The sequence below is a fragment of the Streptomyces solicavernae genome (genome assembly GCF_029968095.1).
Lineage (GTDB): Bacteria > Actinomycetota > Actinomycetes > Streptomycetales > Streptomycetaceae > Streptomyces > Streptomyces solicavernae.
In genome coordinates this window covers 74,168-93,014 of the sequence record NZ_JASCIR010000002.1, presented here as the reverse complement: position 1 = coordinate 93,014, position 18,847 = coordinate 74,168, and the positions used below count along the sequence as shown (strand labels likewise).

Here is an 18,847-nt window from a genome sequence, read left to right as displayed (position 1 = left end):
CGACATGCCCGGGGGCGCCGCCCCCGTGGACCACGCCCGCAGTCCTACCGCTCGTCCAGTTCGCCCAGCTCGTCCGGCTCGCCCAGCTCGTCCGGCTCGTCCAGCTCGTCCAGCTCGTCCAGCAGGGCCTGCACCTCGTTCGCGCGGGCGCTGTTGCTCTGCTCGAACAGGTCGCGGGCGCTCTCCCAGTCGGCTCGCGCCGCCTGCCGGTCGGCCCGCTGCGCGTGGAGCCTGCCGCGCAGCAGCCGGACCTCGGCCTGCTGATATGCGGCGGCGAGCTGTCCCATGCCCTCGTCGGCCGCGTCCAGATGGCTCAGCGCGGCGTCCGGCTGCCCGCAGGCCATGCGGTCCTCGGCCTGCCGCAGCCAGGTCTTGGCCACGTTGAACCGGTCCGGGCCGTACGGCAGCCGCTCGAACTCCTGCCGGGCGCGGACGAGTTCGCGGTCGGCATCGTTGTGCCGGTTCAGGACGGTGTACGCGCGGGCCGTGTGGAAGATCAGCAGGGCGCGGCCACGCGGGTGCTCGACACCCTGGAGCGCAGCCTCGGCCTGTGCGAAGCAGTCCAGGGCGTGCTGTGCGTGCTTCAGCTTCAGGGCGCGCAGGCCCATCGCTTCCAGGACGCTGGACTCGGTGCGCCGCTCCGCCTCCCCGCGCCCCTGAGCCTCCCCGTGCCCCTGAGCCCGTACGAGCCGCAGCGCCTTGTCGAACTGCTCGCGCGCGAGGCGGGGGTCGTCCTCGTCGAGGCTCCAGCGGTCCAGGTGGGCGAAGCCGAGCTGGAAGTGCATCCGGGCGACCGCGAGAGGGTCGCCGCACTCCTGTGCGGCGGCGAGGCCCGCGCGGTGCGACTCGATCCACTCCGCGTGGCTGCGGGTCCGCAGGTAGAAGCTCCACAGGGCCTGACACAGCAGCCAGGCGTGCCGGTGCCGGCCGGTGGCGTGGGCGAGCAGCACGGCCGGCACCAGAGTGTCCCGACGGCGCGCGAACTCCCCCTCCGCCCTGGCCTGTTCGGCTGCCCCCTCCTCGTACGTCGGGGTTCCCGCCGCCCGGTCCCGCAGCGGGGCCACGTACTGCGGTGCGTGCAGCCACCGCAGTGAGAGGGCCGCCTCGCCCCGCTCCGCGAACTCCAGGATGTACGCGAAGAACCGGTCGAGCAGGTCTTCGCGCGAGCCGTCCTCCTCGTCCTGTTCGGCGCGGGACAGCGCGTGGTCGTGGACGAGCGGCTCCAGACGGCACGCCTCCCGGTCCGGGCGCTCGACGACACTGCGGTCCCACAGTTCACGCAGCGCGAACCGCACTTCGGCCGCGCTCCAGGCGGGCAGCAGGGCGTACAGCGTGTCCAGGTGGACCCGGCCGCCCGGCAGCAGTCCGAGGAGCCGGTAGAGCCGGGCCGCCTTCGGGCCGAGCTCGCCGTAGGCGAGGTCGAAGTGCGTGTACAGGTGATCGTCGTGGTCCATGTGAAGGAGCTCCTGCCTGGAGTGGCGGTGGGCCAGGAGGCCGACGACGTCGTCCAGGACTTCCAGGTCCGTGGAGTGCAGCGAAGCGGCGGCCATCCGCAGGCCCCAGGGGCTGCCGCCGACGCTGAGGGCGATCGGGCGCAGCCGCTCCGGCGCCACGGCCAGCTCACTGACCCTGCCGAGCAGTTCAACCCCGTGGTCGGCCTGCAGCGGCGGCACCCGGAACTTGCGGAAGTCGGGAGCTCCGTCGAGCCTCGCCGGGGCTTGACCGCAGGTGATGAGGGCCACGCTGCCCGGGGTGCCCGGGAGCAGCGGCTCGATCTGCGCCCGGGTCCCGGCGTTTTCGAGGATGACGACGACGGGGCCCGTCGTGCGGTGCGCCCGGGCGCAGGCCTCGCGGAATGCTCGCGACTTGGCGGTCAGGTCCCCCGAGCGGTCCTGGGGCGGCGCGTCGAGCTGGTGCAGCCAGGTGTCGAGCACCGTGGCCGGGTCCGCGTGCGTACCGTTCGCGGTGCGGCCCAGGTCGTAGGTGAGGACGGGGCCGCGGAAGGAGTCGAGGTGCGCGCCCGTGAAGCGGCGGCGGGCGGTTCTGCGACCGCTCCCGCGCGGGCCCACGAGGAGCATCACCGCGGCCACGCCGGCCGCCCGGCACCGCGACCAGTAGTCCTCCATCTCCGCGTTGAGGGGGTCGTGGTTGACGCGGTGCAGGGTGATCGGCACGAGCGCGGGATGCGCGCACGCCTCGCGCCCCTCCTGCACCAGCTCCCGTACGGCTGCGGGCCCGTGTTCGGGCCGGGCGTGCAGCAACTCCGCAAGGCCGGACGTCAGTTGGGCGCGCAGGTCCTCGACGGCGCCCTGGTCTCCCGCCTCGTGCGCCTGAGTGAGTTCGCGGACCAGCTGCTCCAGGTCGGGGCCGGGAGGCTCGGTTCCTCCGGGCTCGTCCTGCCGGTTCCGGGCCATGAGCTCCCGGACCTTCCCGAACCCGGCCGTGGCCCAGTTGACCAGGCCCGTCGTGGCGAGCGACACCACAGTGGCCGCCCCTGCCCGCGCCAGATTGGCGATTTCCGCGTCCACGCTCATCCCCCATGTCTTCCGGCACGCTGCCCGCACGTGCACGCACCCACCGTAGTGATCACCGCGCCGGGACGACAGGCGTAGCCCGTCATCGACTGGAGCGACGGGCTGAAAGCCGGGACGGCGTACGGCGATGTGGACTAGCGTGCCCGCATGGGTGCGACGACTTCCTTGCGCGTCGGTGTCGGGGCCATAGCTGCCGTAAGTGCCGTGCTGCTCGCCTCCGTGTCGCTCACGGCGTGCGCCGGACCGGCCGACGACGGCAAGGGCGGCGACGGCAAGGGCGGCGCCCCCGGACACAGCCGCTCCGCGAAGCCGGGACCGAGGCCGGAGCCGACTCCGAAGCCGACTCCGAAGCCCTCGTTCACCGCCGAGGACGGGCACGACATCAAGGCCTGCGCGGACGCCGACTGCGAGGTCGTCACGTCGAAGCCCGTCAAGGTGAGCTTCGACGGGCCCGGCGGGAAGACCACCCTGTCCGTGACCGAGGTCGGGCCGAACAAGGTCGCGTACACCGTGAAGTCCGCGAACGGGCAGTCCCGGGGCAGCGCGAGCGGGCCGGGGCAGGGATGCATCACCGTGCTGCACGCGAACGGCAGCGGCAACACCTGCGGCCGGATCGACCCGTCGTCCCCACCCGACCCCCAACCCGACGCCGTGGTCGTGCAGTTGGTGTCCGGCGCGGACGGCACGGCACTGCTCCACCTCGTGTCCGAGTAACGGGGCGGGGCGGGGCGGGAGCAACGCGGGGAGCAACACGCGTGGCGCGTACGGCAGTTGTCGCCGTACGCGCCACGCAAACGCCCCGTCAATCCCCGGAGGGCTCAGCGGGTCAAGCCCCCGGAGGGCTCAGTGGGTCAAACCCCCGGAGGGCCCAGTGGGTCAAACCCCCGGAGGGCTCAGTGGGCCGGAGCCTCCTCCGTGCGCTTGGCCGGGACCGAGCCCGCGAGGTCCTGACCGCCCTCCATCGGATGCGTGACGTCCGCCGCATCCTTGCTCTTGCCCACGTGGTTGAAGACCAGGTTCAGCAGAACCGCGGCCACACAGCCCGTGGAGATACCGGAGTCCAGGATGATCATCGCGGTCTCGGGGAACGCGTGGTAGAACGTCGGCACCGCGATCGGGATCAGGCCGATGGCGATCGAGACGGCCACGATCAGGACGTTGTTGTCCTTGTCGAGGCCCGCCTTCGCCAGCGTCTGGATGCCGCTGGCCGCGACCGAGCCGAACAGCACGATGCCGGCGCCGCCGAGCACCGGGCGCGGCACGACCGCGATCAGCGAGGCCGCGATCGGGCACAGGCCCATCAGGACCAGGAAGCCACCGCCGACGGCGACCACGAACCGGCTGCGGATCTTCGTCATCGCCACCAGGCCGACGTTCTGCGCGAACGCGCTCGCCAGGAACCCGTTGAAGAACGGCGAGAGGGCCGAGCCGAGGGTGTCGGCGCGCAGGCCGGCCGCGATGGTCTTCTCGTCCGCGGGGCGCTCGACGATCTCACCGAGGGCGAGCATGTCGGCGGTGGACTCGGTCATGGAGACCACCATGACGACGGTCATCGACACGATCGCGGCGAGCGCGAACTGCGGGGCGCCGAAGTGGAACGGCGTCGGGAAGCCGACCAGGTCCGCCTCGCCGAGCGCACTGAAGTCGGCGACGCCGAACGGGATGGCGATGAGGGTGCCCAGTACGAGCCCCAGAAGTACGGCGATCTGCTTGACGAAGCCGGTGGTGAAGCGGCGGATCAGCAGGACGATGACCAGGGATATCGCGGCCAGGCCCAGGTACTTGAACGAGCCGTAGTCCTGGGCGGCCGGATCGGGTCCCTGCGCCCAGCCGAAGGCGACGGGCATCAGCGAGATGCCGATCAGGGTGATCACGGTGCCGGTGACGACGGGCGGGAAGAACCGGACCAGCTTGGAGAAGTAGGGGGCTGCCAGGAAGCCGAGCAGACCGGCGACGATCACGGCGCCGAAGATGATCGGCAGCGCGTCCTTCTTGTCCGGGGTCTGGTTGACGATCGCCACCATGGGCGCGACGCCCGCGAAGGTGACGCCGTTGACGAAGGGGAGCCTGGCACCGATCTTCCAGATGCCGAGCGTCTGCAGGAACGTGGCCAGGCCCGCGGTGAACAGGCTGGCCCCGGTGAGGAACGTGAGCTCCTTCGCGGAGAGCCCGACGGCGGCTCCCACGATGAGCGGCGGGGCGACCACGCCCGCGTACATGGCGGCCACGTGCTGGAGGCCACTGGTCATCATCTTGAGAGGCGGCAACTTCTCGTCGACCGGGTGCTTTGCGGGCATCTGGTCGCGGACGTTGTCGTCCTCTGGCACGGCGACTGCTTCTCGAACCCTGGGCTTGGCTGCCACTGCGGTTCCTCCGGTCGGGTAACGCGTCGCCAGCGACGCGGGTGTCATGGAGGTCGTAACTGGTGCGGACAGCTGCTCGTACGAACGAACGGCTGGTGGTGCAAACAGCTGGCGGTGCTGGTGCTGCGGGTCGTGCACGTACTGCTGAGCGGTGTGCGGTGTGCGGTTGTGGTGGCGCGGGGCTGCGATGTGCGGTCGCTGTGCGGGTACTTCCGGTGGTGCGGGTACTTCCGGTGGTGCGGGTACTTCCGGTGGTGCGGGTCGTACGAGCCGGGTCGTACGTGTGACGGTTCACCGTCACCGGTGGGCGGGGCGATGGCGCCGCGCCCACCGGCTCCGGCTGCCGTGGACCCCGCTCGGGTCCACGGCGACCGGCCGAGGGCCGTCCCCCTCAGCCGGACTCTCGGGGACGGTCAGGCCGAGGCCGCGATCCGCGCGAGGCGCTGGGCCTCGGCTCGGGCGTCGCGGGCGATGGCCTCTTCGTCGACCGTCAGAAGCCGGTTGGCCTCGACGATCTGCTTGCCGTTGACGAACGACGCGGTGACCGGGGCCGCCGCGCCGAACACGATCGCGGTGACCGGGTCGGCGATGGACGAGTGACCGATGCCGTCGATCTTCCAGAGGACGAAGTCGGCCAGCTTGCCCGCTTCGAGCGAGCCGATCTGGTCGGCGCGGCCGAGCACCTGGGCACCGCCGTAGGTGCCGAGGCGCAGGGCCTGGCGGGCGTTGAGCGCGGCCTCCTTGTGGGCGCCGAGCCGGTTGATGAGGAGCGCGTTGCGCAGTTCGGTGTGGAGTTCACCGGACTCGTTGGACGCGGTGCCGTCCACGCCGAGGCCCACGGGGACACCGGCCGCCAGCATGTCGGGCACGCGGGCGATACCGGCGGCGAGCCGGGCGTTGGACGACGGGCAGTGCGCGACACCGGTCTTCGTACGGGCGAAGGCGGCGATGTCGGAGTCGTTCATGTGGACGCAGTGCGCCATCCACACGTCCTCGCCGAGGAATCCGGTGGACTCGAAGTAGTCGGTCGGGCCCATGCCGAACAGCTCGTGGCAGAACTTCTCCTCCTCCACGGTCTCCGAGCCGTGGGTGTGCATGCGCACGCCGAGCCGGCGGCCCAACGCAGCGCCCTCACGCAGGAGTTCGGTGGAGATGGAGAACGGGGAGCAGGGGGCGACGGCGACCTGCGTCATGGCGTCGAAGGAGGCGTCGTGGTGCTTCTTGACGGTCTCCTCGGTCGCGGCGAGCGCGCCCTCGGTGGTCTCGACGGCGAAGTCCGGGGGCAGTCCGCCGTCCTTCTCGGAGCGGTCCATGGAGCCGCGGGCGAGCGTGAACCGTACGCCCATGTCGCGGGCGGAGCCGATGATCGCGCCGGACAGGTCGCCGGAGCCCTGCGGGTAGACGTAGTGGTGGTCCATCGCGGTGGTGACACCGCCACTGGCCATCATCGCGAGGGAGCCCTGCGCGGCGGCGCGGACCATCGGCTCGTCGATGCGCGCCCAGGTCGGGTAGAGGGCGACGAGCCAGTTGAACAGGTTGTGGTCCGTGGCCAGGCCGCGGGTGATCCACTGGTAGAAGTGGTGGTGGGTGTTGACCAGACCCGGCGTGATCAGGTGGCCGGTGGCGTCGATGCGCCGGACCACGTTGTCCAGGCCCTCCGGTGCGGGACCCGCGCCGATGGACTCGATCCTGTTGTCGGCGACGACCAGGTGGCCCGAGGCGAACTCGGTGTCCTGGGCGTCGACGGTGGCGATCGCCGCGTTCTCGATGACGATGCGCTGAGGGGCTGCCGAAGGTGCCATGGTGCGCTTCCTTCTTGTGTGTGGCGGGGTTTTCCCGCGCCCGGGGGCGGGTGGCGGGGAGGGCACGGCAGGACCCTAGGAGGATTTGAGTGCCGCGGGCACGGGGGCGCGTCCACGGGTGCCGAGATGGTGGAAGAACAGGTTCAGCGATACGGCGACGAGCGCGCCGGCGCTGATGCCGGAGCCGAGCACGGTCTGCGCCCAGGCGGGGAAGTCGGCGTAGAACGTGGGTGCGGCGAGCGGGATGATGCCCGCGCCGAGCGAGACGGCCACCAGGATGATGTTGGAGCTGTCGTCGAGCCCGGCCTCCGAGAGCGTACGGATGCCGCTGACCGCGATCGAGCCGAACAGCACGATGCCCGCACCGCCGAGGACCGGCATCGGCACCAGGGAGACGACCGCGCCGAGCACCGGGAAGGCGCCGAGCACGATGAGCGCGCCACCGGCGACGGCGACGACGTACCGGCTGCGCACCCGGGTCAGCGAGACGACGCCGACGTTCTGCGCGAACGCCGAGGTGGGGAAACCGCCGAAGACGGGGCCGAGCAGGGTGGCGATGCCGTCGGTGCGCAGGCCGCGGGTGATGGTCCTGCCGTCGGTCTTGCGCTCGCAGATCTCGCCCACGGCGATCATGCCGGCCGAGGACTCGGTCATCAGGACCAGCATCACGATGCAGAGCGAGAGGATCGCCGCGGGCTGGAACGTGGGCAGGCCGGCGTCGAACGGCGTGGGCAGCGCGGCGACCGGCGCGGCCTTGAGGGACGAGAAGTCCGCCATGCCGAACGGGATCGCGACGACCGTACCGATGAACAGGCCCATGAGCAGGGCGACTTGCTTGACGAAGCCGCGTCCGAAGCGCTGGAAGAGCAGGATCACGACGAGCGTGAAGGCGGCGAGCGCCAGGTACCTCATGTCGCCGTAGTCGGCGGCTTCCTTGTCGCCTCCCTGGGCCCAGCCGACGGGCACGGGCATCAGGGTCACACCGATGAGGGTGATGACGACGCCGGTGACGAGCGGCGGGAAGAAGCGCAGCAGCCGTCCGAAGAACGGTCCGACGGCGAGACAGAAGACGCCGGCGACCATCACCGCGCCGTAGATGGCGGGGAGTTGCTCGCCGTGGGCGTTGGTCTCCGCGATGGCGAGGATCGGGGCGATGCCCGCGGAGGAGGCGGCGTTGACGAACGGCAGCCGGTTGCCGGCGAAGTTCTTGACGCCGAGGGTCTGCAGGACGGTGGTGAGTCCCGCGATGAGCAGTCCCGCGGCGATGAGCCGGGTCTGCGCGACGGTGTCCAGGCCGACGGCCTGGCCGATGATCAGCGGAGGGGTGACGACGCCCGCGTACATGGCGGCGATGTGCTGAAGGGCGGCGGGGATGAGCCGCGACGGGTGGAGCTTCTCATCCACCGGGTGGCAGTCGGGAGTTGCGGTGCTGCCGGTCTCCGATGGGGTGGAACACGGGCCTTCCACAGGCCCTTCTGCAGGCTGTGCCATTGCTGTGCGTTCCCTCCGGTGTGGCGCGCCCCCGTCCGCTGCGGACGGACGGGGGCGCGCACGTCCCGCGTCAGAGGTTGGTCATGTCGACCGGGATCTGGGGCTCTACGCCGTCCCGCAGGATCGTGGCCTCGATGAGGCCGTAGGGGCGGTCGGCCGCGTAGTAGACCTCGTTGTCGTTCTTCAGGCCGAACGGCTCCAGGTCCACCAGGAAGTGGTGCTTGTTCGGGAGCGAGAAGCGGACCTCGTCGATCTCCGAACGGCTGTTGATGATGCGCGAACCCATCTGGTACAGGGTCTGCTGCAGGGACAGCGAGTAGGTCTCCGCGAAGGCCTGCAGCATGTGCTTCTTGACCTGGTCGTACGACTTCTCCCAGTTGGGCATGCGCTGCTCGTCGTCGGTCCAGTTGAACCGCCAGCGGCCCGACACCTGGGTGGCCAGGATGCGGTCGTACGCCTCCTGGAGGGTCGTGTACTTGTCCTTGATGTAGCCCCAGAACTCCGAGTTGGTGGAGTTCATGACGATGAGGTCCTTGAGGCCGGAGATGACCTGCCAGTTCTCACCGTCGTAGGTGATCTCGCTGACGCGGGTCTCCTGGCCCTTGCGGACGAAGGAGTGCTTGACGTCGTCGGCGCCGATGAACTTCGAGTTGGCCTCGGAGGTCTCGATGCGCTCCCAGGCGTACTCCTCGATGCGGATGCGGGCCCGCTTGATCGGCTCCTGCGACGTCACGAAGTGCCGGGCGAGGTGGATGCCGAACTGCTCGGCGGACTCGATGCCGTACTCCTTGGCGAACGCGTACACCGTGTTCTTGGTGGTGTCCGTCGGGAGGCAGTGGGCGTTCGAGCCGGAGAGGTGCACGTCCTCCAGGTCGCCGGAGAGGGCGACGGAGACGTTCAGGTCCTTGATGTGGTGGGTGTCGCCGTCCCGCGTGATCTTGACGACGCGGTTCTCTGCTTTGCCGTACTGGTTCTGGCCGAGAATCGTGGGCATGTCTGCTAGCTCCCTCGGTAAACGGAGTAGCCGAACGGGTTGAGCAGCAGCGGTACGTGGTAGTGCTCGCCCGGCTTGACGGCGAATGTGATCGCCACCTCCGGGAAGAACGCACCGCTGTCCCGATTCGCGGGGGCGTCCTGCTGCGCCTCGGCTTGCTGGTTGTGCTGGGTCAGGAAGTACGCCTCGGTCTCGAAGTCGAGTCGTACGTGGGTGGTGCCTTCCGGCAGGGCCGGCAGGTCCTTGCAGCGCCCGTCGGCATCGGTCTTGGAGCCGCCGAGCGCGACGAAATCGGCGCTCGCGCCGCTGCGGGCGGAGAGCTGGATCGCGACGCCCTCTGCGGGGCGGCCCTTGCTGGTGTCCAGGATGTGCGTGGACACCGATGCCGTGGTGGCGGTGCTCATGCCTTGCTTCCTTCCTCTGCGGCCTCTTGGGCCTCTTGGGCCTCTGCGGGCTCCTCGACGAGGCGGGTGAGCCGAATGCGGTTGATCTTGCCCAGTTCGGTGCGGACGATCTCGCGCTCCTGCTCGGGCCCGTTCTCGATGCGGGTCCTGATCCGGTCGAGCATGAACTCGGCCGTGGCGCCGGTGGCGCAGATGAGGAAGACGTGTCCGAACTTCTCCTGGTAGGCCAGGTTGAGTTCGAGCAGTTCGGCCTTGAGCTCCTCGGAGGCCCCGGCCATGCCCCGCTGTTCGCGGGCCGAGGTCGGGTCACCCGGCTTCGGGCGGCCGATGGGCGGGTGCCCCGCCATGGCCTCCTCCAGGTCCGCGGGGGTCAGCTCGGCCATGGCGGCGTCACTGGCGGCGAGGAGGAGGGCGGCCGATGCGTACGGGCGCTGGGCGAGGATCTTGCTGCCCCAGGCCGGACTGCTGCACACCTCGTGGAGCGCTGCGGTGGCCGCAGGCTCCTCGGAAGCGTTGAACCGGGAGAGTCCCGGCGTGGTGCTCGAAGTCACGGGATTGCCTTCCGTGGCTGTGCTGGACGGGCTGCGGAACAGCTAAGACCCTCAACAACACCGCGTCAACACTTTGTTGAAATAACTTGAACAAAGAAGCCGCCGCCCGATCCTCCGGGCGACGGCTGCTCTACAGGGCGTAACGGTCGTCAGTCCGTCTTCGCGGCATTCTCCCTGTTCAGGTAGTTGTAGACGGTGAACCGGGAGACCCCGAGCGCGCCCGCGACGGTCTCCACGCCATGCCGTACGGAGAAGGCGCCGCGCCCCTCCAGTATCCGTACGACCTCCTGCTTCGCCTTGCGGTCGAGCTCGGCGAGGGGCTGTCCGTAACGGCGCTCCAGGGCGGCCAGGATGTGGTCGAGGGAGTCGGCGAGCTGGGGCAGCCGGACGGCCAGGAGGTCCTCGCCCTCCCAGGCCAGGACGACGTCGTCACCGGCGGCCTCGTCGGGTCTGAGCAGTTCGCCGCCCATGGCGTCGACCAGCGGCTTGACCGCGGTGACGAACGGGTGGTCTCGGGGCTCGGTCACCGCTCGTCCTCCCCGACCACGTTGACCTGGAGCGAGACGCGGGTGGCGCCGGCCGCCAGGGACTTGCGCAGCAGCGCGTCCACCGCGGTCAGGACCTCGTCGGCGCCGCCCTCCGCGGTGTTGCCGAAGGGGCCGACGTCGACGGCGTCGAGCTCGGCCGCCTGGATGACGTCCCGGGCCACCACCGCGTGGGCGGGGGCTTCGTCGAGGTCGAAGGGCTCGGTCGTGAACTCCACTCTCAATCGCACCCCGTCAACCTAGCGGGCGCGGGGCGATTTCCGGCAGTCCCCCCGTTCCGTGCACCGCCGGTCTTGACAGCCCTCCCCACCTGCAGGCAATCTTTCCATCAAGTAGAAAGTAACTTCCGCAATACGGAAGGAGCGCCGACCCCTCATGGGCTACCCGGACCAGCGCTTCAATGTGAACCTGTCGATCCTCTTCACCGAGCTCCCGCTTCTGGAGCGCCCCGCGGCCGCCGCCGCGGCGGGCTTCACCGCGGTCGAGCTGTGGTGGCCCTGGGTCGACTCCCCGACGCCCGAGCAGGCCGAGCTCGACGCCCTGAAGAAGGCGATCGAGGACGCCGGTGTGCAGCTCACGGGCCTGAACTTCTACGCCGGCCAGCTTCCGGGACCGGACCGCGGCGCGCTGTCCGTCCCCGGCGAGGAGTCGGACAAGTTCCGCGCCAACCTCAAGGTGGCCGCGGACTTCGCGCAGTCGCTCGGCTGCAAGGCGCTCAACGCCCTGTACGGCAACCGCGTCGACGGCGTGGACCCGGCCGCCCAGGACGAGCTCGCCCTGGAGAACCTGAAGCTGGCCGCCGCCGAGGCGGACCGCGTCGGCGCGATCCTCCTGGTCGAGGCGCTGAACGCGCCGGAGTCGCCGAAGTGCCCGATCGTGAGCGCCCCCAAGGCGATCGAGATCGTGGACGCGGTCAACGCCGCCACCGGCCTCGGCAACGCCAAGTTCCTCATGGACCTGTACCACCTGTCCATGAACGGCGAGGACCTCGACGAGATCATCGCGAAGTACACCGAGAAGACCGGCCACGTGCAGATCGCCGACAACCCGGGCCGCGGTGCTCCGGGCACCGGTGACCTGCCCCTGGAGTCCCTCCTGGACCAGCTGAAGCAGGCCGGTTACGAGGGCTACGTCGGCCTGGAGTACAAGCCCGGCGACAAGCCGAGCGCCGAGGCCTTCGACTGGCTGCCGGCCGAGGCCCGCGCCGCTCGCTGAGCCTCCCTCCCTCTCACGAGCCAGTTGCCGCCCGACTGTGCGGCGGGCGGCAACTCACCCCCGTATCAAGCGTTTTGAAAGAGGCACCCTCATGTCCAACCTTCCCAAGATCGCATGGATCGGCCTCGGCATCATGGGCTCCCCCATGTCCGAGAACCTGATCAAGGCCGGTTACGACGTCACCGGCTTCACCCTGGAGCAGGACAAGCTGGACCGCCTCGCCGCCGCCGGTGGCACCGCGGCCAAGTCGATCGCCGAGGCCGTCAAGGACGCCGACGTCGTCGTCACGATGGTGCCCGCGTCGCCGCAGGTCGAGGCCATCTCGTACGGCCCTGACGGCATCCTGGAGAACGCGAAGTCGGGCGCGCTGATCATCGACATGTCGTCGATCACCCCGCAGACCTCCGTCGACCTGGCCAAGAACGCCAAGGACAAGGGCATCCGCGTCATCGACGCGCCCGTCTCCGGTGGCGAGGCCGGCGCCATCGAGGCCGTCCTGTCCATCATGGTCGGCGGCGAGCAGGCCGACTTTGACACCGCCAAGCCGATCCTCGACGCCCTCGGCAAGACCATCGTGCTCTGCGGCCCGCACGGCTCCGGCCAGACGGTGAAGGCCGCCAACCAGCTGATCGTCGCCGTCAACATCCAGGCGTGCGCCGAGGCCGTGGTCTTCCTGGAGAAGTCCGGCGTGGACCTGAAGGCCGCGCTCGACGTCCTCAACGGCGGCCTGGCCGGCTCCACGGTCCTGACCCGCAAGAAGGACAACTTCCTGAACCGGGACTTCAAGCCGGGCTTCCGGATCGACCTGCACCACAAGGACATGGGCATCGTCACCGACGCCGCCCGCAACGTCGGCGCCTCGCTGCCGGTCGGCGGCGTGGTGGCCCAGCTGGTCGCCTCGCTGCGCGCCCAGGGCGACGGCGGCCTGGACCACTCCGCGCTACTCCGCTCCGTCGAGCGCCTTTCGGGCCAGCAGGTCTGACCCTCCGGGACCTCGCCGGTCCCCCAGAACCCCGGGCGGCGCCCGCGCTGACACCTGTCCTGTCGCGCCCAGGCGCGGGCGCCGCCCGGACATATCCCGTACGGCCTGACCCGCTCAGGTCTGCTGCCCCGGGCCCCGGCCACCTCGCGCCAGGGCCCGGTCAGGCATGCCACGACGCCGCCGGGAACCGGCTGTTCGCCTTTTTTCAACAAACTGTTGACGTTCAGTTTGAGGCGAACCTACGCTCCACCACACAGCGGAAAAGTCTTTCCGCGGCATCCGCGGAATCTCTCCGCTCGGCGGACTCTCTCCGCTCAGCGGATTCTCTCCGCCCAGCAGCTCCCGCACGGAAGGTCACCCGACAACATGCCGCAGCGCGTGCTTACCACCGAGTCCGGCGCCCCGGTCGCCGACAACCAGAACTCCGCCACCGCCGGCGTCGGCGGCCCCATCCTCCTGCAGGACCAGCACCTCCTGGAGAAGCTCGCCCGCTTCAACCGCGAGCGCATCCCGGAGCGCGTGGTGCACGCCCGCGGCTCGGGCGCGTACGGCTACTTCGAGGTGACCGACGACGTCACCGGCTTCACCTCCGCCGACTTCCTCTCCGAGGTCGGCAAGAAGACCGAGACGTTCCTGCGCTTCTCGACCGTGGCCGACAGCCTCGGCGGCGCGGACGCCGTCCGTGACCCGCGCGGCTTCGCCCTGAAGTTCTACACGGAGGAGGGCAACTACGACCTCGTAGGCAACAACACGCCCGTCTTCTTCATCAAGGACCCGATCAAGTTCCCCGACTTCATCCACTCCCAGAAGCGCGACCCCTTCACGGGCAAGCAGGAGGCGGACAACGTCTGGGACTTCTGGGCCCACGCCCCCGAGGCCACGCACCAGATCACCTGGCTCATGGGCGACCGCGGCATCCCGGCCTCGTACCGCCACATGAACGGCTACGGCTCCCACACCTACCAGTGGACCAACGCCCAGGGTGAGGCCTTCTTCGTCAAGTACCACTTCAAGACGAACCAGGGCATCCGCTCCCTCTCCGCCGAGCAGGGCGCCGAGCTGGCCGGCCAGGACGCCAACTCGCACCAGACGGACCTCCTCCAGGCCATCGAGCGCGGCGTCAACCCGTCCTGGACCCTGTACGTGCAGGTCATGCCGGCCGCCGAGGCCGCGGACTACCGCTTCAACCCGTTCGACCTCACCAAGGTGTGGCCGCACAAGGACTACCCGCTGCAGCGCGTCGGCCGCCTGGTCCTGGACCGCAACCCCGACAACGTCTTCGCCGAGGTCGAGCAGGCCGCGTTCTCCCCGAACAACTTCGTTCCGGGCATCGGCCCCTCCCCCGACAAGATGCTGCAGGGCCGCCTCTTCGCCTACGCGGACGCGCACCGCTACCGCCTGGGCGTCAACCACACCCAGCTGCCGGTCAACGCCCCGAAGGCGACCGAGGCCGACAACTACGGCCGCGACGGCCTGATGGCCACCAACGCGCAGGCCCGCGGCGCCAAGAACTACGAGCCCAACTCGTACGACGGCCCCGCCGAGACCGGTCGGCCGCTGGCCGCCCCGCTGGCCGTGTCCGGCCACACCGGCACCCACGAGGCCCCGGCGCACACCAAGGACGACGACTTCTTCCAGGCGGGCGAGCTGTACCGCCTGATGTCCGAGGACGAGAAGAAGCGCCTCGTCGCGAACATCGCCGGCGGCCTCTCGCAGGTCACCCGCGACGACGTCGTCGAGAAGAACCTCGCCCACTTCCACGCCGCCGACACCGACTACGGCAAGCGCGTCGAGGACGCGGTCCGCGCCCTGCGCGAGGACTGAGGCGAATCGCAGGCTCCGTCAGGGATGTGACGGGAGGTCAGATCCCTGACGGCCAGGCCCTGGCCACGGACCCGGATGAGGGGTGGTCCTGGCGGGGCGTCCGCTTCGGCGGGCCTAAGGACCGCGGCGGCATGCGAGCCAGTGCGGTGGTAAAGGTGCCACGGGCCCTTCTCGACCTGAGGGAAGGGAGACCGGGCTCCATCGCATCCGCCGCGGTCCCCAGCGACTTCAGCCTCCCCGAGGCTGCTCCTCCAGCTCCTCCCCGAGGCTGCGCCTCCAGCCTCCTCCCCGAGGCTGCTTCGGACTCCGTCCGGCGGCGCGAACGTCCTGTCGCGCCAGCCTTGCGCCGTCGGACGGCAAGCACACTTCCCCTCCAACTCCCCGGCCAGAGCGCCGAGTTGCGGTACGGTCCCGCGACTCGGCGCTCTTTCGCGCGTTACGGTGGCCACGTAGCGAGCGATCACGATTGGTTGTGTCTTGCATTCCACCCTCATGAGACAGCGCATCACCGACCGGTACGGCGACGTCCCCGGGCTCGTCGGGCCGTTTCACATCGACCGGTTCGGGCTGATGAAGGAGAAGGAGCCGGTGGCTCCCAAGGGGCTCAGGCCCGAGGTGTTCAGCGAGCAGCGGATGACGGGCGGTGCGCTCCGGAAGATGTGGGCGGCCGGCATGCAGATCTTCTGGAGCGAGAAGGGGAACCCCAGCGGCCCCCAGGAGTTCGGCGCCGATCCGGCCCGGCGGGCGGAGTTCCGGCAGAAGGGCAAGGCCTTCTTCGGCGGCTGGGAGAGCACCGCGGGGCAGCTCCTGGCGGCCGTGCAGCCCGTGTCCCGCTGGTGGTACGTGTGGAGCTTCCTGGCGCTCACCCCGGAGGGGCTGCGGGTGTACTACGCCCCCAGTCACCAGTCCAGCGCCTTCGAGCTCGCCGAGGGCGTCCTCGCGGGGCCCGCGTTCCCGCGTGAGCGCCTCGCGTGGATCCGGCGGCACAAGGACGGCAAGCACCACGAGTGGGGCTTCACCGACGGCTCCTGGGTGACGCTGCACGTGGCCGACCACGAGGAGTTCGCCCGGCAGGTTCCCGGCGTGCTCGAACCGAAGGCGCCCGTACCGTTCTGAACCCGTCCCGTTCTGAACCCGTACCGCTGTGAGCCCGTACGACAAACCCGTACACAGCACAAGGGCGGTCCACCCCCCTCCGGGTGGACCGCCCTTGCTGCGTTCGGGAACGCGTGAGCGTCAGCTCTTCAGGGTCTTGATGGCCGTCGGCGCGTGCCAGGCCTCCGTCGCGACCTCTTCGAACTCCGTGACGTCGCTGATGTCGGCCGTCTTGCTCATCGCGATGTTGGTGATGCGCTCCAGGATCGCCTCGACGACGACCGGGACACGGTGCTCCGCGGCGAGCTTCTTGGCCTGCTCCAGGGCGTCGCCCAGCTCGTCCGGGTCGGTGACGCGGATCGCCTTGCAGCCGAGGCCCTCGGCGACCTTGACGTGGTCGACGCCGTACACGCCCAGCTCGGGGCTGTTCTGGTTCTCGAACTCCAGGTTGACCTGGAAGTTGATGTCCAGGCCGATCTGGGCCTGCCGGATCAGGCCGAGGTAGGCGTTGTTCACCAGGACGTGGACGTACGGGATGCGGTGCTGCGCGCCGACCGCCAGCTCCTCGATCATGAACTGGAAGTCGTAGTCGCCGGAGAGCGCGACGACCGGGGTCTCCGGGTCGGCCTTGGCGACGCCGAGCGCGGCCGGGATGGTCCAGCCGAGCGGGCCGGCCTGGCCGCAGTTGATCCAGTGGCGCGGCTTGTAGACGTGCAGCATCTGGGCGCCCGCGATCTGCGACAGACCGATGGTCGTCACGTAGCGCGTCTCGGGCCCGAACGCCTTGTTCATCTCCTCGTAGACGCGCTGCGGCTTCATCGGGATGTCGTCGAAGTGCGTACGGCGCTGCAGCGTGGCCTTGCGCTCCAGGTGCGAGGCGACCCAGGCGGAGCGGTCCGGCAGCTTGCCCGCGGCCTTCAGCTCCTTGGCGACCTCGACGAACAGCTCCAGGGCGGCCTTCGCGTCGGAGGTGATGCCGTAGTCCGGCGGGAAGATCTTGCCGAGCTGGGTGGGCTCGATGTCGACGTGGACGAACTTGCGGCCCTCGCGGTACGTGTCCAGCTTGTAGCCGGTGTGGCGGTTGGCCCAGCGGTTGCCGATGCCGAGGACGAAGTCCGACTCCAGGAACGTGGCGTTGCCGTAGCGGTGAGCGGTCTGCAGGCCGACCATGCCCGCGTTCAGCTCGTGGTCGTCGGCGATGGTGCCCCAGCCCATCAGGGTCGGGATGACCGGGGTGTTGGTGATCTCGGCGAACTCGACAAGCAGGTCGCTCGCGTCGGCGTTGATGATGCCGCCGCCCGCGACGATCAGCGGGCGCTCGGAGGCGAGCAGGAACTGGATCGCCTTCTCGATCTGGGCGCGGGTCGCGGCCGGCTTGTAGACCGGCAGCGGTTCGTACGTCTCCGGGTCGAAGTCGATCTCGGTCGTCTGGACGTCGATGGGCAGGTCGATGAGGACCGGGCCGGGGCGGCCGGAGCGCATCAGGTGGAAGGCCTGCTGGAAGACGCCGGGGACCTGCGCGGCCTCCAGGACCGTGACGGCCATCTTGGCGACGGGCTTGGCGATCGACGCGATGTCGACGGCCTGGAAGTCCTCCTTGGCCAGGAGGTGGCTCGGGGCCTGGCCGGTGATGCAGAGGATCGGGATGGAGTCGCCGATCGCGGAGTAGAGACCCGTGATCATGTCGGTGCCGGCGGGGCCGGAGGTGCCGATCGCGACACCGATGTTGCCGGGGTTGGTACGGGTGTAGCCCTCGGCCATGTGCGTGGCGCCCTCGACGTGGCGGGCCAGCGTGTGGTCCACGCCGCCGACCGTCTTGAGGGCCTTGTAGAAGGGGTTGATCGCAGCGCCCGGCACACCGAACGCGTTCGTAACGCCCTCGCGCTTGAGGATCTCCACTGCCGCCGCGGCGGCTGTCATTCGAGGCATCGAGTACTCCTGCGTCGACCTGTCGGGCACTTCCACCGGCACCACCTGGCCGTTTCCGGTGGTTTTCACTATGCGGAAGTATTGTTCTGCTATACGGAAGCAATGTAGAAGCAGGTTGTTCGGGTCGTCAAGAGGCCACCCCCGCCAACCTGGCCAACTCCCTCCCCAGAAGCGCGTCCTTGGTGGACGATGGGGGCGCGGCATGGCAATACGGGGCGTCACAGCGAAGGGGGCGACCATGGCGAGCGGCGGCGCTGCGGGCCTGAGGGGCGGCACCGGCGACCGGAGGGGCAGTGCCGAGAGCCGGAAGGGCACCACCGGCGACCGCCGGAAGGGCGGCGTCGATGGCTGAGAGTGTGCCGGTGCGCTGCCCGGCCTGCCGGCGGGAGCACGTGTACGCGGCGCCCGCGTTCCCCTGCGCCTGCGGGGCGCCCGTGCGCCCGCCCCTCGCGCGCGGCGCGACCCCCGTACCCATCACGCACCGCACCTGGTCGGAGGACTGGGTGAGCGTGCGCTGCCAGGCCTGCGGGCGCCAGGACCAGTGGCCGCACCCGGAGCTGGGCTGCCCCTGCGGAACGATCCTGCGCATCATCGTGCGCTCGGTCGCCGCGGGCCCCGGCGACGGGGCAGGCGTCGCCGGGCCCGCCGCGCCGCCCCTGCACATACCGCTGCCGCCCACCGCGCCCGCGCCGCGGCCCGCGTTCCACCCGGTGACGATCCGGACCGCCCGGGACGCGGTGACTGCGGCCGCGCTGTACCTGAAGTGGCTGGGCTACCGGGACGTACGGCACGTCGAGCCGCGCGACGGCGCGACGGTCGGCCTGTACGCGCCGGGCCTGGTCGCCCGGGTCGAGCCGTCCACGCGGCGGACGGCGGTGCGGGACGTGGAGACCCTGTGGCTGTCGGCGCTCGCCGAGTCGGCGGTGCCGGTGCACTTCTCGCTCGCCGGGTACGCGGACGGGGCCCGCTTCCGCGCGGACACGCTCGCGGTCCCGCTGTTCGTGCTCGACCTCACGGGAACACCGCAGCCGGTGAACAGCCCTGCGGACGAGCTGGTGACCACGGGGGGCGGGGAGTAGGGGGCTGGGCGGCGATCGGGGGCTGGATTCCCCCCGATT

Annotated in this window: 16 protein-coding genes; 6 read left to right on the top strand and 10 right to left on the bottom strand. The window is 70.1% G+C overall.

What is annotated here, in order from left to right; all coding sequences use genetic code 11:
* Positions 1–44: 44 nt before the first annotated feature.
* Positions 45–2,528, bottom strand: a complete 2,484-nt coding sequence (locus tag QIS99_RS02900; protein ID WP_282510065.1) for a hypothetical protein — start codon at positions 2,526–2,528, stop codon at positions 45–47.
* A 153-nt stretch (positions 2,529–2,681) separates the two neighbouring features.
* Between QIS99_RS02900 and QIS99_RS02895 the strand changes: the two genes are divergently transcribed.
* Positions 2,682–3,248 carry a hypothetical protein gene (locus QIS99_RS02895; RefSeq protein WP_282510063.1) on the top strand — a complete coding sequence of 189 codons (567 nt, stop codon included), beginning with the start codon at positions 2,682–2,684 and terminating at the stop codon, positions 3,246–3,248.
* Between the two features lie 179 nt (positions 3,249–3,427).
* Here QIS99_RS02895 and QIS99_RS02890 read toward each other — a convergent pair whose 3' ends face one another.
* The 8 genes from QIS99_RS02890 to QIS99_RS02855 form a co-directional block, all read right to left on the bottom strand.
* Positions 3,428–4,831, bottom strand: coding sequence for a nucleobase:cation symporter-2 family protein (locus tag QIS99_RS02890; protein ID WP_282510717.1), 1,404 nt, complete (start codon positions 4,829–4,831; stop codon positions 3,428–3,430).
* Positions 4,832–5,310: 479 nt separating this feature from the next.
* A complete protein-coding gene (locus QIS99_RS02885) occupies positions 5,311–6,699 on the bottom strand; it encodes an 8-oxoguanine deaminase (protein WP_282510061.1) in 1,389 nt (462 codons plus the stop codon).
* Positions 6,700–6,774: 75 nt separating this feature from the next.
* Complete coding sequence (locus QIS99_RS02880; RefSeq protein WP_282510059.1) at positions 6,775–8,190, bottom strand: nucleobase:cation symporter-2 family protein; 1,416 nt, start codon at positions 8,188–8,190, stop codon at positions 6,775–6,777.
* 70 nt (positions 8,191–8,260) lie between these two features.
* Positions 8,261–9,184, bottom strand: a complete 924-nt coding sequence (gene pucL, locus QIS99_RS02875) for a factor-independent urate hydroxylase (RefSeq protein ID WP_282510057.1) — start codon at positions 9,182–9,184, stop codon at positions 8,261–8,263.
* A 5-nt stretch (positions 9,185–9,189) separates the two neighbouring features.
* Positions 9,190–9,588, bottom strand: coding sequence for a hydroxyisourate hydrolase (gene uraH, locus QIS99_RS02870; RefSeq protein ID WP_282510056.1), 399 nt, complete (start codon positions 9,586–9,588; stop codon positions 9,190–9,192).
* Positions 9,585–10,139 carry a 2-oxo-4-hydroxy-4-carboxy-5-ureidoimidazoline decarboxylase gene (uraD, locus tag QIS99_RS02865; protein WP_282510055.1) on the bottom strand — a complete coding sequence of 185 codons (555 nt, stop codon included), beginning with the start codon at positions 10,137–10,139 and terminating at the stop codon, positions 9,585–9,587. The genes uraH and uraD overlap by 4 nt, the downstream gene beginning before the upstream one ends.
* A 149-nt stretch (positions 10,140–10,288) precedes the next feature.
* Entirely contained in the window at positions 10,289–10,666 is a 378-nt protein-coding gene (locus QIS99_RS02860; RefSeq protein WP_282510054.1) for a helix-turn-helix domain-containing protein, read from the bottom strand.
* On the bottom strand, positions 10,663–10,914 hold the full coding sequence (locus tag QIS99_RS02855; RefSeq protein WP_282510052.1) for a hypothetical protein: 252 nt from the start codon (positions 10,912–10,914) through the stop codon (positions 10,663–10,665). Before QIS99_RS02855 ends, QIS99_RS02860 begins: the two co-directional genes overlap by 4 nt.
* A gap of 145 nt (positions 10,915–11,059) precedes the next feature.
* On the opposite strand from QIS99_RS02855, the gene QIS99_RS02850 reads away from it, so the two are divergent.
* From QIS99_RS02850 to QIS99_RS02835, 4 genes are all read left to right on the top strand, one after another.
* On the top strand, positions 11,060–11,899 hold the full coding sequence (locus tag QIS99_RS02850) for a TIM barrel protein (RefSeq protein ID WP_282510050.1): 840 nt from the start codon (positions 11,060–11,062) through the stop codon (positions 11,897–11,899).
* Between the two features lie 91 nt (positions 11,900–11,990).
* On the top strand, positions 11,991–12,881 hold the full coding sequence (locus tag QIS99_RS02845; RefSeq protein WP_282510048.1) for a 2-hydroxy-3-oxopropionate reductase: 891 nt from the start codon (positions 11,991–11,993) through the stop codon (positions 12,879–12,881).
* 366 nt (positions 12,882–13,247) lie between these two features.
* Entirely contained in the window at positions 13,248–14,705 is a 1,458-nt protein-coding gene (locus QIS99_RS02840) for a catalase (RefSeq protein ID WP_282510046.1), read from the top strand.
* A gap of 492 nt (positions 14,706–15,197) precedes the next feature.
* Positions 15,198–15,821: a hypothetical protein gene (locus tag QIS99_RS02835; RefSeq protein ID WP_282510044.1), complete on the top strand. Its 624-nt coding sequence runs from the start codon at positions 15,198–15,200 to the stop codon at positions 15,819–15,821.
* A 120-nt stretch (positions 15,822–15,941) separates the two neighbouring features.
* Here QIS99_RS02835 and gcl read toward each other — a convergent pair whose 3' ends face one another.
* Positions 15,942–17,729 carry a glyoxylate carboligase gene (gcl, locus tag QIS99_RS02830; protein ID WP_282510042.1) on the bottom strand — a complete coding sequence of 596 codons (1,788 nt, stop codon included), beginning with the start codon at positions 17,727–17,729 and terminating at the stop codon, positions 15,942–15,944.
* A 344-nt stretch (positions 17,730–18,073) separates the two neighbouring features.
* Here gcl and QIS99_RS02825 point away from each other — a divergent pair, with 344 nt between their 5' ends.
* Positions 18,074–18,808, top strand: a complete 735-nt coding sequence (locus tag QIS99_RS02825; RefSeq protein ID WP_282510040.1) for a hypothetical protein — start codon at positions 18,074–18,076, stop codon at positions 18,806–18,808.
* Positions 18,809–18,847 lie beyond the last annotated feature (39 nt).